Origin of the sequence: Algibacter mikhailovii, assembly GCF_014651495.1 — a bacterium.
In the GTDB taxonomy this organism is placed as follows: Bacteria; Bacteroidota; Bacteroidia; order Flavobacteriales; family Flavobacteriaceae; genus Algibacter_E; species Algibacter_E mikhailovii.
Genome location: NZ_BMWZ01000005.1, coordinates 88574 through 105789 on the forward strand (window position 1 = coordinate 88574; position 17216 = coordinate 105789).

A 17216-nucleotide genomic window follows, 5' to 3' on the forward strand; every position below is an offset into this window, starting at 1 on the left:
TAAATATAAATAATAAATTTTATAATTCCTAGAAAAATATCAGGCTCAGAACCCGTTTTGCTCAAGTGAAAAAAGTTCAAGTTTTAACCACACTTGAAAGGGGTAGAAATAATTGGCATACTTTTAAGAGTTTAAATGGTATTTTTTTATAGTTTTAGCGCTCAAAATTTAATAGCATATAAAGATGAAAAAATTAGTTGGATTGGTTTTAGTGATTAGCAGTTTAATGATGAGTGCACAAACTAACTCAGAATTAATTAAGCACTATGAGGCTTATTATGCACAGATGCAAAAGCAAGGTGATGTGCAGGGCATGATTAATGGGATGACTCATTTGAATATATTAGCGCCGTCACAAGCAAGAATGGATACCTTAGCATATATTTATATGAGCGAGGGTAAATATGTTCAAGCCTTAAATACCATTGGGTTTGAAGAAAACGCGGCGGATTCTGATATTGCTGTTGAGGTTAAAGCTATTTCTTTAAAAGCAGCAAAACAACCCAAAATGGCTATTGGGCATTTTGAGGAAGTTTTTAAAAGAAATTCAAGTCCGGTAATAGCCTATGAGTTGGCCGAGTTATATTTGCAAACAAGCAACCTGCCTGAGGCAGACAAGCATATTGCTTTTGGTTTAGCCAATGCCAAGGATGATATGAAGCGCGCCTTCTATGAATCACAACAGCCTTATGAGGTGCCTTTAAAGGCGGCTTTTATGTATTTAAATGCATTATCAACTTACAATAAGGATACAAAAGCGAATATAGATTCTGCAGTTGATATTTTAGATGCTGCTTTAAAAATAGCTCCTAATTTTAATATGATTAACATTACTAAAAATGAATTATTAAGACAGAAGCAAATGTTGCAATCTCAAACACCGCAACCTAAGCAATAGAGCTTGTAAGAACATATTTTAAAAGGTGTAGTTATATTATAAGCTACACCTTTTTTTATGCAATACACTGTATTGTTTTTAGAGCATATTATATCAATATTAGGCAGGTTTTTCTATGACCTGGGTGTCGAACTCTAATTTTTTATTCATTTGCAATTTGAAATTAGAAAATGCAACTAAAAACTCTTTAATAGTTTGAAGAAGTTCTGTTTTACTCGTTGTTGATAGGTTGGATAAACTTTCTAGTTTGTAGAGCTTTGTGTCAACAACAAGTAACCTTGCTTCTATGGATGTGGATTTTAAAGGTTCGGGGATATTTTTTTTTAATTCGCGCGAAAGTAAATTGATGGCCTTCTTATTGTCATTAAAAAAACTTAAGTCACCAGTTTTAATACCCGTTATGACATCTTGAATTTGTAGATATTCATTCCAGTCTTGAATAATGGTTTGTGTTTTGGGGTCCAAAGCATAGTCCGTATATTCTAAGGCCTCTATATCCTTTGAAGTAATACCCAAAGTGTTATTTTGTTCGGTAGTTTCAGTTTCTTGATTTTCTTCATTTTTTTTACAGTCGAGAAGGACAAGTGCTAAACTAACTAGAATCAATATTTTAAAACGCATGGTCTTTTTTTAAAATAATATGTTGCAAAGATATAGGAATAGTTGATTTTTCAATATATTTTATGGGAATCAAATAGAACGCAATTGCTCTTAAGAAGGTTGTGATGGCGATATTTTTGTAGTTGCGGTTGAAATATATTAAATTGTATATTTGTCCTCCCTAAATCTTATTTTACTATGCTCGACAATTTTTGGTTTAATGTGGAATACGGTATTAATCACGTGTTAGATATTAATGCTTACGACCATGTTTTGTTTCTTATTGTATTAACAATACCTTATCTGTTTAAAGACTGGAAACGCGTTCTTCTGTTGGTGTCACTCTTTACTTTGGGACATACGTTGTCTTTAGTATTGGCGGCATATAATGTAGTTAGTGTAAATGCTTCAATTGTTGAGTTTTTAATTCCCGTTACCATTATGTTTGTTGCGCTTTTTAATGTGTTTACTGCCGGTAAGGGAGCTCAAAGAGAAAATGTGGGTGTCTTATTTTTATCAACATTATTTTTTGGTTTAATTCATGGTTTAGGTTTTGCTCGCGAGTTTCATATGCTTTTAGGTGATACAGATAATAAACTTATACTTCTTCTAGAGTTTGCCTTAGGTATTGAATTAGCTCAAATTATCATCGTATTCCTTGTACTTTTTGTTGGATATGTGGCGCAAACTGTATTTAGGTTTTCAAAACGAGATTGGATTATGGTCATTTCGGCCGTAGTTGTTGGTTTGGTTATTCCTATGTTATTAAATAGCGATTTTCTAAGTTAGTTTTATCGGATGCTGGTCGTAGGATTGACGTAGAGTTTATCCGTTTTTTTCTTTAATCATGGATTAAGAGTTGGGAGTCTTGCTTCTTTACTCAGTTCGGATTAAATGAATTTCGTAATAAATTTTCGTAAAATTTTAACGTAGTGCCGTTGTAATTAAAATAGTATCTAACTATATTCGTTGCAAACTGCCGGTCTAAGGACTGTAGTTTTATAATTTGTCTGTTTTTACAAGGGCTTTGGAACAAATCCTAGTAAAAATGCTTGTAATGTTAAGAGAATTGATTTTTAGCAAGACATGTAATTTGAATTGTAAATAGAGCTCATGCCAGAACATAAACAGCTAAAGTACGACAAGGCTTATTTAAGAATAGCTAAAGAGTGGGGAAAATTATCTTATTGTAACCGTAGGCAGGTTGGTGCAATAATTGTAAAGGATAGGATGATAATATCAGACGGATATAATGGAACACCATCTGGGTTTGAGAACTTCTGTGAGGATGATGAAGGGTATACAAAGTGGTATGTGCTTCACGCAGAGGCTAACGCTATTTTAAAAGTAGCTTCGTCAACACAATCTTGTAAGGGAGCAACACTTTATATTACAATGTCACCATGTAAGGAATGTAGTAAATTAATCCATCAAGCTGGTGTAGTAAAAGTGGTTTATCATCAAGCCTATAAGGATGATTCTGGATTGAAATTTTTGGAGCGAGCGGGCATAGAATTGGAACAAATTGAAGATTTAAAAGCGTAATGGCGTATCAAAAGAAATATTTACCTCTAATATTTGGTGTAGCTATTGCTGCCGGTATTTTTATTGGTGGTAAATTGAGTTTTACAGATTCTCCAGACCGATTATTTTCTACAAATAGTAAAAAAGATAAACTCAATAGGTTAATAGACTATATTGAATATGATTATGTTGATGATATAAATACCGATAGCATCGTAGATGTTACCGTTAATGGTATTTTAGAAAATTTAGATCCGCATTCCGTTTATATTCCTAAAGAAGATATGGAACGTGTTGCCGAAGAAATGAAAGGTGATTTTGTAGGTATAGGTGTTAGTTTTTACACCTATAAAGATACCATAGCAGTGATAAGGGCGATTGAAAACGGCCCTAGTGCAAAGGCAGGAATTAAGGGTGGAGATAGAATTATTATGGCTAATGGTGATTCGCTTTATGGCGATAACTTGGAGGATGGCGATTTGGTTAAAAAACTCAAAGGGCCAATAAACTCCAAAGTGAATTTAAAGGTTTATAGGCGAGGAGAACCGCAGCTTTTAGACTTTACTGTGAAACGTGATAAGATTGCCATTAATAGTGTTGATGCCGCCTATATGCTCACAGAAAAATTGGGGTATATAAAAGTTAATCGCTTTGCAGAATCGACATATAAGGAGTTTAAAAAAGGACTCGATAAACTTCAAGCCCTTGGTGCCACTGAAATTACGATAGATTTAAGGGATAACCCTGGTGGCTTTTTAAGTGTCGCTGAACAAATATTAGATGAGTTTTTAGAAAATAACAAACTTATTTTGTTTACTAAAAATAAACGTGGAGATATTGAAGAGAGTTACGCAACTAGAAAAGGTGATTTTGAAGGGGGTAAGGTGTATGTTTTAATTGATGAGAATTCAGCTTCCGCGAGCGAGATTGTTGCTGGTGCATTACAGGATAATGATAGAGGTACTATTATAGGAAGGCGTTCTTATGGGAAGGGCCTTGTGCAGCGTGAAATGGATTTAGGTGATGGTAGTGCTGTTCGATTAACGGTGTCAAGATATTACACGCCAACTGGGCGTTCTATTCAGCGTCCTTATGATACGGGTAATAAAGACTATTATGATGAGTATTTTGAGCGCTTAGAAAGTGGGGAACTTCTAGATCCTGAAAAAATAAAAGTAGATGATTCATTGAAATTTACAACACCTGAAGGTAAAATTGTATATGGCGGGGGAGGTATTATTCCTGATGTATTTGTTCCCATTGATGGCAGTATGCAAAATGAAACCTTGTCCTTTTTACAACGCAGGGGTTACTTTGGTAATTTTGTGTTTGAAGAGCTAGAGCGAGATAGACATGCTTTTGACGGTATTTCTAGACAAGATTTTATTGATTCGTATGAAGTAGGGGAGGACTTGGTCTATGCATTTCAGGACTATTTAAATCTAAGATCTGACTCAAAGGTGACTTTTGTGGCCTATCATGATGAGGTAAAGCAATATATAAAATCTACCTTAGCAGATCAGCTCTATGGAACTGGTGCTTTTGATGAAGTTTTCAATCAACGAGATATTATGATTGATGAGGTGATTAAGTTGAGTGAAGCTCAATAGATGGTTAGTAGAAAGCTAAATTTTGTTTGTGCAAAAGCCTTTTGTTTTCCATAAATATTCTTGCAAGTAGTATCTAAACTTTATCATGCACCTTTACGTGCTTCCCATTATTCCAAAGTGTTAAAATATCAGTGGCAACATGAGCACCACTTCCAGAGGCCATAGCAAATTGACTGCGCCATCCAGCTAAGGTGCCTGCTACATATAGGTTTTTTTCTATAAGATGATCTGTGTTTTTTAACCAGATTCTATCTTTTTCAACAGCGGCTCTAGGATGGGGTTCTATATATTGTTCTAGGCCTTTAATAGTCATTAAATTAGTGTATCCAACGGTTATAACAACGCGTTTGGCCCTATATGTTCGTCTATTAGTTTGTACTGCAAATTCACTATCAGATTTAGAAATTTCCAATACCTTTTCTTTTTCTATTTGTTCAATATGTGAATACAAATTAGAGAGTTGGGCTTTTCCGCTTTCTAAAATTGATGCCCCAGTTGTTCCTGGTGCTAGTCCAAGAACATTATTAAATAAGGCGGTTTGAAGGTGTGATGTTTTCTGATGTATTATGATTCCAACAGCTTTGTCTTTTGCAAAGGGTTTGTCTTTTGCAGAACCTAAAACTAAAGCGCAGGAAATACCAGCTGCACCTCCACCAATTATTAAGGTGTCAAACATTATTTATATTTATGTCCTTTTACTTTCTGTGCAATACGTCTAGAAACTAAAAGTATTAGCATTAATATTATAGCACAAAGCGAAGCTAATACAGTGATTAGGCCAACAGTACTTTCTCCTTCAAAAGGGGCGTTAATGTTAATTTTTGAGGCATTAAATATACCCAAGCCTGCAGCAGCTACTATGATAAAATAGATAAAATATTTCATTATTAACGTTTTTACAAATTTAAGCAATATCAAACAATGCTTTTATGTTATGTGCAAAGAGCTTAACGGCAATGGCTAAAAGTATGACTCCAAAAACTTTTCGGATGATATTAATGCCATTAACACCCAAAAAGCGCTCAATTTTTGCTGAAGTTTTAAGAACAATATAAATAATGACAACATTCATTATCACGGCAACAATAATGTTTTCAATATTGAACTCAGCACGTAATGATAATAGGGTTGTTAAACTTCCAGGGCCAGCAATCAAAGGAAAGGCTAATGGGAAGACTGCAGATGTTAAAGAGGCATTTTCATCCTGTTTATATAAGGTGATGCCTAGAATCATTTCTAGGGCAATAAAGAATAAAATAAATGCACCAGCAACTGCAAAAGAGTTTACATCAATACCTATTAGTTTAAGAATGCTATTTCCTAAAAATAAAAATACAATTAAAATGACACCAGCTATTATAGATGCCTTTTCACTCTGAATATGCCCGGCCTTTTTTCTTAAATCTATAACAATAGGAATGTTACCAACAATGTCAATTACGGCAAAAAGAACCATGAATGCTGTGAATATTTCTTTAAAATCGAATTGCATGATTTATGTTTTTTAAATTTTCCGCAAAAATATATCTTTAATGCTTAATTATCTTAAAAAGAAAGTCAAAGTTTATCTATTTTTGTAAATTATTTTTAAAAGATAGTTTTATGTTTCAGTTGGGGAAGACCATTGTTTCTGAAGAGATTATAAAAAAGGATTTTTTATGTAATTTGAATGCTTGCAAAGGGGCCTGTTGTATTGATGGAGATGCGGGGGCACCGTTGGAAAGTGACGAGGCTGAAATCTTGAAAGCAATCTATCCCAAAGTAAAGCCTTTTTTGCGTCAAGAAGGCATTGATGCTATTGAGTCTCAAGGTGTTTTTATTACAACTGACGATGGTGAATTAGAAACGCCACTTATAAACGGTGCAGATTGTGCTTACGTAATTTTTGATGAAAAAGAAGTGGCACTTTGTGCTATTGAAGAAGCTTATAATCAAGGTGAGGTGTCTTGGAAAAAGCCAGTGTCTTGTCATTTATACCCAATACGAGTTCAAGATTACAGTGAATTTTCGGCAGTAAATTATCACAAATGGCAAATTTGTGATGATGCTTGTCAATTAGGCGAAGAATTGGGTGTTCCAGTTTATAAATTTGTAAAAGAAGCCTTAATAAGGAAATTTGGGGAAGATTGGTATGCGGAATTAGAAAAGGTTGCAGAAACTTTTTAACACTTAAGTTTGTGCTTCAAAAATTGTGTAAAAAGCCTTGTGAATAAAGGCTTTATATTGTTCAAACTTCATTTTTTTTTGTAAACTTTTCAAATACTAAAAAAACATAAACACCTGAAAATTAGAAAATTAACTATTTTTTTTTGTAAACTTCCTGATTACTAGTGTTTTTATTCTTTGTTAAAAACTTGTTGAAAAGCTTTCATTGTTTTTTTGAAAAAGTATCAATCATTTTACAATCTTTGTTATCCCGAAGTCAAAACAAAAAATCGTATAACTTTAAATAAAATCAATTTACAATGTCTCAAGTCGTAGAACCCATTCTTCAAGAAAACAAAGATCGTTTTGTTATTTTTCCAATTCAACATCATGATATTTGGGAATGGTACAAAAAACAAGAGGCTAGTATTTGGACAGCTGAAGAAATTGATTTGCATCAAGATCTTAATGATTGGAATAACAAGTTAAATGATGATGAGCGTTATTTTATCAAGCATGTTTTAGCGTTTTTTGCTGCAAGTGATGGTATTGTGAATGAGAATTTAGCTGAAAACTTCGTGTCTGAAGTACAATACTCAGAAGCTAAATTCTTTTATGGTTTTCAAATCATGATGGAAAACATACACTCTGAAGTGTATTCCTTATTAATTGATACTTACGTAAAGGACGATAAAGAAAAAGAAGCCTTATTTAATGCTATTGAAGTATTTCCAGCCATTAAAGAAAAAGCGGAATGGGCACTTAAATGGATAGATTCACCAAGTTTTGCAGAACGATTAATTGCATTTGCGGCAGTAGAGGGGATCTTCTTCTCAGGAAGTTTTTGTTCCATATTCTGGCTTAAAAAACGTGGTTTACTGCCAGGATTGACATTTTCTAATGAATTGATTTCAAGAGATGAAGGCTTGCATTGTGATTTTGCCGTTCATTTACATGAAAATCACATTGTAAATAAAGTTCCAAAAGAAAGAATCACAGAAATATTGACAAATGCTTTAGATATTGAGCGTTCATTTATAACAGAATCACTTCCAGCTAGTTTAATTGGAATGAATGCGAAGTTAATGACGCAATATCTCGAATTTGTTACAGATAGATTGTTAGGAGAGTTTGGTTGTGAAAAAGTGTACAACTCAACAAACCCATTTGATTTTATGGATATGATTTCTTTACAGGGAAAAACTAATTTCTTTGAAAAGCGCGTGTCTGAATACCAAAAAGCGGGTGTCCTTAACAAAGAAGAAGATGAAGATAAATTCAGTTTCGACGCAGATTTCTAATTGACCTCATTTTTTCAGAATTTATTTTTTGAGAAAAACATTAGAATCATATTTCCATATTTGGAAAATTAACAAAGAACTAATTATTGAATTAATTAAACCAACTGAATATGCTCTGTTCTTAAGGAATGATCATATTTAGAATAACCAATCAACCCATTTTCTGAAGGTGTGTCAGAAAATATAAAAAAAGTGTAAAAGTATGTATGTAGTAAAAAGAAACGGCAGAAAAGAACAAGTCATGTTTGATAAGATTACTGCCAGAGTAAGAAAATTGTGTTACGGATTAAACGAATTGGTTGATCCATTAAAAGTGGCTATGCGCGTAATAGAAGGGCTCTATGACGGTGTTACTACAAGTGAACTCGATAATCTTGCTGCTGAAGTTGCCGCAACTATGACTACTGCTCATCCTGATTATGCACGCTTAGCCGCTCGTATTTCAGTATCTAACTTACATAAAAACACGAAGAAAACGTTTAGTGAGGTGATGGAGGATTTGCATAAATATGTAAATCCAAGAACAGGGAAAGATGCTCCTTTACTTTCAGATGAAGTGTATAATGTAATCATGGAAAATAAGGATCGTTTAGATTCAACTATAATTTATAACCGTGATTTTGGATATGACTTTTTTGGCTTTAAAACCTTAGAACGTTCTTATTTGTTAAAACTTAACGGAAAAATTGCAGAGCGTCCACAACACATGCTTATGCGTGTTTCAATAGGGATTCATTTAAATGATTTAGATGCTGCCATTGAGACTTATGAGTTAATGTCTAAAAGATATTTTACACACGCTACACCAACATTATTTAACTCTGGTACACCAAAACCACAAATGTCATCATGTTTTCTTCTAACTATGAAAGATGACAGTATTGATGGAATTTATGATACACTGAAACAAACGGCGAAAATATCACAATCTGCCGGTGGAATTGGGTTAGCTATTCATAATATTCGTGCTACAGGAAGTTATATTGCTGGAACTAACGGTACTAGTAATGGTATTGTGCCTATGCTTCAGGTTTTTAATGATACCGCTCGTTATGTAGATCAAGGAGGTGGAAAACGTAAGGGTAGCTTTGCTATTTATATTGAAACATGGCACGCAGATATTTTTGACTTTTTAGAATTAAAGAAGAATCATGGTAAAGAAGAAATGCGCGCGCGTGATTTGTTTTATGCTATGTGGACTTCAGATTTGTTCATGAGACGAGTTCAAGAAGATGGCGATTGGACCTTAATGTGTCCAAATGAATGTCCTGGATTACCGGAAACACATAGTGAAGAATTTGAAGCGTTGTATACAAAATATGAAGCCGAAGGCCGAGGACGAAAAACTATAAAAGCACGTGAACTTTGGGAGAAAATCTTAGAATCTCAAATTGAGACCGGTACACCATATATGTTGTATAAAGATTCTGCTAACCGTAAATCAAATCAGCAGAACTTAGGGACTATTCGTTCTTCAAACTTATGTACTGAAATTTTGGAGTATACCGCTCCTGATGAGGTTGCTGTTTGTAATTTGGCTTCTATTGCATTGCCAATGTTTATTAAAAATGGCGCTTTTGATCATAAGGAGTTATTTAGAATCACTAAGCGTGTAACAAAAAATTTAAATAGAGTTATTGATAGAAATTACTATCCAGTAAAAGAAGCTGAAAACTCTAATATGCGTCATAGACCTATTGGTTTAGGCGTACAAGGATTGGCAGATACATTTATAAAATTGCGAATGCCATTTACAAGTGATGAAGCTAAAAAATTAAACCAAGATATTTTTGAAACACTTTACTATGCTGCAGTAACAGCTAGTATGGAAGAGGCAAAAGTTGATGGGCCTTACCAAAGTTATGAAGGGTCACCTATAAGTAAAGGGGATTTCCAACACAATCTTTGGAATATTAAAGACGATGAATTAAGCGGAAATTGGGATTGGGAAAAACTACGTAAGCAGGTGCTTAAAAATGGTGTTAGAAACTCGCTTCTTGTGGCGCCAATGCCAACGGCATCTACTTCTCAAATCCTTGGAAACAATGAGTGTTTTGAACCGTATACTTCTAATATTTATACACGTCGTGTTTTATCAGGTGAGTTTATTGTAGTAAACAAGCATTTACTTGAGGATTTGGTTGAATTAGGACTTTGGAATGAAAGCCTGAAGCAAGATATCATGAGAGCAAATGGATCTGTTCAACATATAGATATTATTCCTCAAGATATAAAAGATCTTTACAAGACCGTTTGGGAATTAAGTATGAAAGATATCATCGATATGTCTCGTCAAAGAGGGTATTTTATTGATCAATCACAATCACTTAACCTATTCTTAGAGGGGGCTACTATGGCTAAGTTAACTTCAATGCATTTTTATGCATGGAAAAGTGGCTTAAAAACAGGAATGTACTACTTAAGAACTAAGAGTGCAGTAGATGCTATTAAATTTACCTTAAACACAACTAAGAAAGAAGCTCCGGTTTCACAAGCAGTGGAAGTAAATACAGTAGCTGTTGAACAGGAGGAGTCAAAGAAAAAGAAATTGGCCGCACAAAACGCTGCTAAATTTGCAAAACAAAGTGAAGTTGAAGTAGAACCCATGTCAGCTGAAGAAATGAAAGCGCTTATTGCCCAAGCAAAAGCGGGTGAAGGTGATGATTGTTTAATGTGTGGTTCATAATTAAGTATTGATGTATTGGGTTATTTCCTGCTGAAAAGGTAGTAACCCTAAATTTATAGAAGAGCATTTCTTTTTAGAGATGCTCTTTTTATATTTTTAGAATATCTGTGCCTAAATATTTATCGTCCTTATTGTAATACCAAGCTCTTATTTTAGGCATTTTAATGCTATTAATAATAGCTTCTTCTGATAGTAGAATATATTCCCCTGTATCCGGTTTTGTTTTGCCCTTTTCATCTGTTCTAAAAAACTGATAAATTTCCATGGCATAAGTGATAGGGTCAAAATAAAAGGACCACGCATCACTTCCCACCTGCGCATCATAATTTACGTCTATTACCAAATAATCCTTGCCTTTAAAGGTTTTATGTTTCACTTCTTCGCTAATTATGGTTCCAGGATCTTTTAGCTTCATAGGCAATCCGTATAAATATGTATAGTAATTCTTATAGAGTTCAGTCATTTCACAATGGGATCGTTTTGGTTTCTCTTTTTGCATGGAAATTCGAATAGAATCATTTTTAGAGATGATGCATTCGCCTTTTTTATGCGTATAAGTCACAATAGCCGAATCGCGTTTAGTGATGAGATTAAAGTATTCATGCGCTAAATCAATATTAATTTTACTATCTCTATTTGATTTATTTGGAATTTCCATGGTTACCTCTAAAGTGCCCTTAAAAGTATGCCATGCATTGTTGGGGTCATGATAGGCAATACTTTTATTTAATAATTCTTGAGCTGTTAAGCTTTGACAAAAGCTTTTTGAAGATATTGAGATGAGTAATACGAAGAGGATAAGTTTTTTCAAAATAGATGCGTTTAGCTTCTAAGATAGTATTTTTTAACTTGGGAAAAAAAGCATCATGTTTTGAGTATACAAAATATATTATTTTAAAGTAAAACTCGTTAGTTATAAATATATTTGAATATTCAAAAGTACCTTATGATAAAAAGACTTTTTGTAATACTATTTTACGTATGCCCTTTAGTGCATTTCTCTCAAGATTTTTCTGCGCTATGGCAAGGTCATTTTTCATATAATCATATAAAGGATATTAGTCAGGGTAATGGCAAGATATACGCCGCTGCAGATAATGCTGTCTTTAGTTTAAATACGCAAACCAATGTAATTGAAGAAATAAACACTGTAAATGGATTATCAGGAGAATTAATTTCAGCCATTTTTTATAGTGATATTTATGAGTTATTCGTCATCGGTTATGAAAACGGACTCATCGAAATTGTTTTTGACAATAATGATAGGGTATTGACTTTTGTCGATATATTAGATAAGCCTACAATAGCCCCAACTAACAAGAGGGTTAGTCATTTTAATAGTTATCAAAACGTGGTTTATGTGTCCACTAATTATGGGATTACTGTATTAGATTTGGAAAAATTAGAATTTGGTGACACCTATTTTATTGGTGCTGGAGGGACTCAAATTCCAATTACACAGACAACTATTTTTGAAGGCTTCATTTATGCATCTTCAACAAATAATAATGGTTTAAAAAAGGCTGATATTTCAAGGCCAGATTTAATTGATTTTCAAAATTGGCAAACCATAAGTTCAGGGAGTTGGAGTGGGGTACAAGCACATTCAGGCAAATTATATGCAACAAATGAAAATAAAACTATTTATCAAATAGAGAATTCTAGTATTAATGAATTATTTACGTACTCTGATAGTCCTATAGATCTAAGAGCTGTTGAAGCAAACTTAATAGTAACCACACAAAATGAGGTGTTTATTTATGATGACAATTTTAATGTTAAAACTAGTATAACAAGCAGCGAAGATTTTGAAACTAAGTTTAAAGTGGCCACGGTTAGCCAAGAAAGTGTCTTTATTGGTACAGAATTATTTGGAGTTTTAAAATCAGATATTAATGATGCTTCAGTGTTTGAAGAAGTGCACCCGCCCGGGCCTTTGTTAAACAATCCATTTTCTATTCAAGCAAGACTAAATGGTTTATGGGTAACTTTTGGAGAACATGATTTGTTTTTTAATCCTTATCCGTTAAATAGTCGTGGCATAAGTCATTTGAAAGGCGAAGAATGGATTAATACGCCATATTCTAATGTATTAGACGCTAAATGTTTAAATGCCATTTCTGTTAACCCTTTTAAAGAAAGTCAGGTTTTTATAAGTTCTTTTTTTAATGGCTTGTTGGAACTTAATGAGGAGATTCCAACCGTATTGTATAATGAAAAAAACAGTGGTTTGGAGTCCTTAGTCTTGCCAGATAACCCAAATTATGTTGATATAAGACTAGGTACTTCAGTATTTGATTCAGATGGCTTATTATGGAGTATTACCAGTAAAATAGATAGTCCTTTAAAATCTTATAATCCAAGTAATGGGAGTTGGAAATCCTTTAGTTTCACAGACATCATACAAGATGGACTTACGGGAGATTTAGGGTTTTATGATTTAATTATAGGAAGTGATGGCACTAAATGGGTGGCATCATATAGAAATGGGTTTATTGGATTTAATGAAAAAGGTAGTTCCAATCAAATCAAAAATATAGTGCGGGAAGACCAAAATATGCCAACGGATTTAGTGACAGCTCTTGCTATAGATAATAGAAATCAATTATGGATTGGTACCTTCAGAGGCTTGCGGGTGTTATATAATACTTCCAATTTCTTTACTGATGATAATATAAGAGTTGACGAAATTATAATTGAAGAGGACGGCGTAGCTAAAGAATTGTTGTTTCAGCAGAATATTACGGATATTAAGGTTGATGGGTCCAATAATAAATGGATAGGCACATCTGATTCTGGACTCTTTTATTTCTCTCCCGATGGTCAAAAGACTATTTTTCATTTTACTAAAGAGAATTCACCTTTGCCTTCAAATAGTATCCGAGATGTATCATTGGACGGAATTAACGGCATTGTGTATATAGCCACTGATGGAGGACTGGTTTCTTTTAAATCTGGTAGTTCTGGACCTCTTGAAAATTTAGAACGTGCTTTTGCTTATCCAAACCCTGTAAGGCCTGGATTTAATATGCTTGATAAGAAAGTTAAAATTAAGGATATTTCAGAAAATGTAAATATTAAGATTACGGATATAGAAGGTAATTTAGTGGCTGAAGCGCAATCAAAAACAAACCAACGTTATGGAGGTTTCAATTTAGAGATTGATGGGGGTACGGCATATTGGAATGGTAAAAACCTTGCCAACAATACAGTAGCGTCAGGGGTGTATCTTGTCATGCTTTCAGATTTGGAAACTTTTGAGACTAAAGTCATTAAATTAATGGTAGTAAGATAATGCTGTTAACGACCAATGCCATTGTGCTCTCTAAATTGAAATACAGAGATCATGATTTAATTGTTAAGTGTTATACTCAAGAAAAAGGCATTCTTAGCTTTTTATTGAGAGGTATTTTAAAAAGTAAAAAAGGAAGTATTAAGGCGGCTCATTTTCAGCCTCTAACGCAATTACAAATAGTTGTTAATTTCAAAACAAATAAGTCTTTACAAACTATTAAGGAAGTAAAGCTTTTAGCTATATATAATAGCCTGCATTCGCATGTGCTTAAAAGTTCAATAGTTATATTTTTATCAGAGGTGCTATCAAGTACCTTACAGGAAGAAGAAAAAAATGAGACACTTTATAGTTTTTTAGAAAACACTTTGTTGTGGTTGGATGTGCAGTCAGAATATTCAAACTTCCACCTTTTGTTTCTTTTAAAGTTAACTAAATATCTTGGGTTCTATCCAGATGAAGAGGCTATAGATTATCCGAATTTTAATTTAAAGGAAGGACAGTTTCAATTAAAGCCCACAAGGCTATACAACGTATCTGGAGAAAATTTAATTATCTTAAAACAATTGTTGGGCACAACATTTGATGCTTTACCTAATATTAAAATTAATTCAAAACAGCGACAATCATTTTTAAGTATGATTTTGCTTTATTTTGAATTACATTTGGGAAGTTTTAAGCCTCCCAAGTCGTTACAGGTATTTAATCAAGTTTTTAGCTAAAACATGAAATTAATTAATTTTTTAGTCCTCTTATTTCTTGTTTCTATAAAGCTTCAGGCACAAAATATAAAAGTTCTTAATAGTGCCACTAAAACACCCATTTTTGGTGTGGCTATTTATAATTTAGATAAGTCTAAAAGTGTCATTACTAACTTTAGAGGTGAAGCTGAGTTAAGTCTGTTTCTTGATGATGAAGTTATATATTTTAAGCATTTATCGCATGTGCTTCAAAAGCTAACGAAGCGGGAGATAGGCCCTTTAAATAAGGTGTTTTTAGATTCCAATACTCAGGGATTGGAAGAAATTGTTATTTCTGCCTCAAAGTTTGCTCAAAATAAAAAAGACATACCTCAAAAAATAATTAGTCTTGATGCGGAAAGCATCACATTTACCAATCCCCCAACAAGTGCAGACTTAATTGAGAATACAGGTCTTGTTTATGTTCAAAAAAGTCAATTGGGAGGTGGAAGCCCTATGATTAGAGGTTTTGCAACTAATAGGTTATTGATAACCGTTGATGGCGTAAGAATGAATAATGCCATATTTAGAGGGGGTAATTTGCAAAATATTATTTCTATTGACCCCTTTGCAATTCAAAATACTGAGGTAACCTTGGGTTCTGGTTCTGTTATTTATGGAAGTGATGCTATTGGTGGGGTTATGAGTTTTTATAGCCATAAAGCCCAATTGTCATATACCGATGCTTTGGAGGTAAAAGCCAATGGTGTGGTGCGATATGCATCAGCAAGTGACGAAAAGACTGGACATTTTGATTTTAATTTAGGAATTAAAAAGTGGGGGTTTAAGAGTAGTGTAAGTTATTCTAGTTTTAGTGATTTGCAAATGGGAGATCATGGTCCAGAAGATTATCTACGTCCGGAATATGTTTTGGTTACTCCAGAAGGGGATAAAATTATGCAAAATATGGAGCCTTCAATTCAAAAGTTTACGGGGTACAGTCAATTAAATGTCATGCAAAAAGTGCGTTATGAACCTAAGGCAGATTTGAGTTTTGATTTAGGAATACATTATGCCACTACCTCGGATATTCCAAGGTATGATCGTTTAATACGATATGGTAGTGACGGTAATTTGCGTTCTGCCGAATGGAATTATGGTCCGCAACAATGGTTTATGTCCAATATTCAAATGACCAAGTTAAGTAGTAGATCTGATTTCTATGATAAGATTAAAACAACCTTGTCCTATCAAAATTTCAAGGAGAGTAGAAAGGATAGAGATTTTCAATCCATATATAGAAATGTACGCGAAGAGGCAGTTGGTGCTTATGCTTTTAATTTGGATTTGGAGAAGGCCTTAAGCCCAAAAACAAAACTGTTTTACGGTGTAGAATATGTGTTTAATAAAGTCACCTCAGAAGCTAATCAGGAAAATATAGTGAATGCCACAGCAGATAACACAGTCACTAGATATCCCAATGGAGCTACTTGGCAATCGGCATCTGTGTATTCAAGTATTAAGTATAAACCTAACCCTAAGTTTGTATTTCAGTCTGGATTACGTTATAATTATGTGATGTCGAAGGCTAATTTTGAAGAAAATAATGTCTTTTTGAATTTGCCTTTTAGTGCCACAGAAAACGAATCAGATGCCCTTACCGGAACCGCAGGTATTAGCTGGTCGCCCAGTACCATGATACAATGGCGATTAAATGGGTCAACGGCCTTTAGGGCGCCAAATATTGATGATATTGGTAAAGTATTTGATTCTGAACCAGGGTCTGTTGTGGTGCCCAATGAACATTTGAAACCGGAATATGCTTACGGTGGTGAACTTGGATTGAAATTAAATTTTAATGATAGGTTGATTTTAGATATGAGTACCTATTACACGTATTTGGATGATGCCTTAGTACGAAGAGATTATCATTTAAACGGTGAAACAGAAATTATTTATGATGGTGAACTGAGTCATGTTCAGGCAATTCAAAATGCATCAAAAGCTTGGATTTACGGTTTTGAATTAGGTCTAAAATTAGAATTAACCAAACATCTTGATTTAACATCTCAGTATAGTATTGTTGGAGGGAAAGAAACTATGAATCTTATTGAAGTACCTATAAGGCATGTGGCACCGCAGTTTGGTAACGCACATTTGCTATGGACCAATAAGAAGGTTAAATTGGATTTTTTTGCCAATTATAATGGCACATTAGATAACAATCAATTGGCGCCATCTGAACTCGAGAAGGATTATATCTATGCAAAAGATCAAAATGGTGACCCTTACAGTCCGTCATGGTATACGCTTAATTTTAGAAGTCAGTACCAATTGACTCATGCAGCCGTAATTACTGCCAGTTTAGAAAACTTGACAGACCAACGCTACCGAACCTACTCCTCAGGAATTGCAGCTGGTGGTATAAATTTTATAATGGCATTGAGGTACAGTCTTTAAATAAAACGAGCCTCAAAATT

At 33.8% G+C, this 17216-nt stretch carries 15 protein-coding genes; 10 read left to right on the forward strand and 5 right to left on the reverse strand.

The features are described from left to right. Window positions 1-184 precede the first annotated feature (184 nt). Complete coding sequence (locus IE051_RS11460; RefSeq protein ID WP_189360937.1) at window positions 185-898, forward strand: tetratricopeptide repeat protein; 714 nt, start codon at window positions 185-187, stop codon at window positions 896-898. 99 nt (window positions 899-997) lie between these two features. On the opposite strand, the gene IE051_RS11465 is transcribed toward IE051_RS11460, so the two are convergent. Next, entirely contained in the window at window positions 998-1519 is a 522-nt protein-coding gene (locus IE051_RS11465; RefSeq protein WP_189360938.1) for a hypothetical protein, read from the reverse strand. A 177-nt stretch (window positions 1520-1696) separates the two neighbouring features. Here IE051_RS11465 and IE051_RS11470 point away from each other — a divergent pair, with 177 nt between their 5' ends. From IE051_RS11470 to IE051_RS11480, 3 genes are all read left to right on the forward strand, one after another. Beyond that, window positions 1697-2287, forward strand: a complete 591-nt coding sequence (locus tag IE051_RS11470) for a HupE/UreJ family protein (RefSeq protein WP_189360939.1) — start codon at window positions 1697-1699, stop codon at window positions 2285-2287. A gap of 324 nt (window positions 2288-2611) precedes the next feature. Then, window positions 2612-3043: a deoxycytidylate deaminase gene (locus IE051_RS11475; protein WP_189360940.1), complete on the forward strand. Its 432-nt coding sequence runs from the start codon at window positions 2612-2614 to the stop codon at window positions 3041-3043. Continuing rightward, on the forward strand, window positions 3043-4632 hold the full coding sequence (locus IE051_RS11480) for a S41 family peptidase (RefSeq protein ID WP_189360941.1): 1590 nt from the start codon (window positions 3043-3045) through the stop codon (window positions 4630-4632). The genes IE051_RS11475 and IE051_RS11480 overlap by 1 nt, the downstream gene beginning before the upstream one ends. Before the next feature lie 73 nt (window positions 4633-4705). Here IE051_RS11480 and IE051_RS11485 read toward each other — a convergent pair whose 3' ends face one another. Genes IE051_RS11485 through IE051_RS11495 form a run of 3 tightly spaced genes read right to left on the reverse strand, consistent with a single transcriptional unit; the run spans window position 4706 to window position 6124 of the window. After that, on the reverse strand, window positions 4706-5308 hold the full coding sequence (locus tag IE051_RS11485; RefSeq protein ID WP_189360942.1) for an FAD-dependent oxidoreductase: 603 nt from the start codon (window positions 5306-5308) through the stop codon (window positions 4706-4708). Then, entirely contained in the window at window positions 5308-5517 is a 210-nt protein-coding gene (locus IE051_RS11490) for a hypothetical protein (RefSeq protein WP_189360943.1), read from the reverse strand. The genes IE051_RS11485 and IE051_RS11490 overlap by 1 nt, the downstream gene beginning before the upstream one ends. Before the next feature lie 19 nt (window positions 5518-5536). Beyond that, window positions 5537-6124, reverse strand: coding sequence for a MarC family protein (locus IE051_RS11495; protein WP_189360944.1), 588 nt, complete (start codon window positions 6122-6124; stop codon window positions 5537-5539). A gap of 110 nt (window positions 6125-6234) precedes the next feature. Here IE051_RS11495 and IE051_RS11500 point away from each other — a divergent pair, with 110 nt between their 5' ends. From IE051_RS11500 to IE051_RS11510, 3 genes are all read left to right on the forward strand, one after another. Continuing rightward, entirely contained in the window at window positions 6235-6798 is a 564-nt protein-coding gene (locus IE051_RS11500) for a DUF3109 family protein (RefSeq protein ID WP_189360945.1), read from the forward strand. Window positions 6799-7097: 299 nt separating this feature from the next. After that, window positions 7098-8078, forward strand: coding sequence for a ribonucleotide-diphosphate reductase subunit beta (locus tag IE051_RS11505; protein WP_189360946.1), 981 nt, complete (start codon window positions 7098-7100; stop codon window positions 8076-8078). A 202-nt stretch (window positions 8079-8280) separates the two neighbouring features. Further along, window positions 8281-10764 carry a ribonucleoside-diphosphate reductase subunit alpha gene (locus IE051_RS11510; protein WP_189360947.1) on the forward strand — a complete coding sequence of 828 codons (2484 nt, stop codon included), beginning with the start codon at window positions 8281-8283 and terminating at the stop codon, window positions 10762-10764. 88 nt (window positions 10765-10852) lie between these two features. Here the strand turns inward: IE051_RS11510 and IE051_RS11515 are convergent, their stop codons facing one another. Further along, window positions 10853-11575 (reverse strand): DUF6503 family protein, encoded by a 723-nt coding sequence (locus tag IE051_RS11515; protein WP_189360948.1) that lies wholly within the window; start codon window positions 11573-11575, stop codon window positions 10853-10855. 135 nt (window positions 11576-11710) lie between these two features. Here IE051_RS11515 and porZ point away from each other — a divergent pair, with 135 nt between their 5' ends. Genes porZ through IE051_RS11530 form a run of 3 tightly spaced genes read left to right on the forward strand, consistent with a single transcriptional unit; the run spans window position 11711 to window position 17196 of the window. Next, a complete protein-coding gene (porZ, locus tag IE051_RS11520; RefSeq protein ID WP_189360949.1) occupies window positions 11711-14059 on the forward strand; it encodes a type IX secretion system anionic LPS delivery protein PorZ in 2349 nt (782 codons plus the stop codon). Further along, on the forward strand, window positions 14059-14778 hold the full coding sequence (gene recO / locus IE051_RS11525) for a DNA repair protein RecO (RefSeq protein ID WP_189360950.1): 720 nt from the start codon (window positions 14059-14061) through the stop codon (window positions 14776-14778). The genes porZ and recO overlap by 1 nt, the downstream gene beginning before the upstream one ends. Before the next feature lie 3 nt (window positions 14779-14781). Then, window positions 14782-17196: a TonB-dependent receptor plug domain-containing protein gene (locus IE051_RS11530; RefSeq protein ID WP_189360951.1), complete on the forward strand. Its 2415-nt coding sequence runs from the start codon at window positions 14782-14784 to the stop codon at window positions 17194-17196. Window positions 17197-17216: the final 20 nt, after the last annotated feature.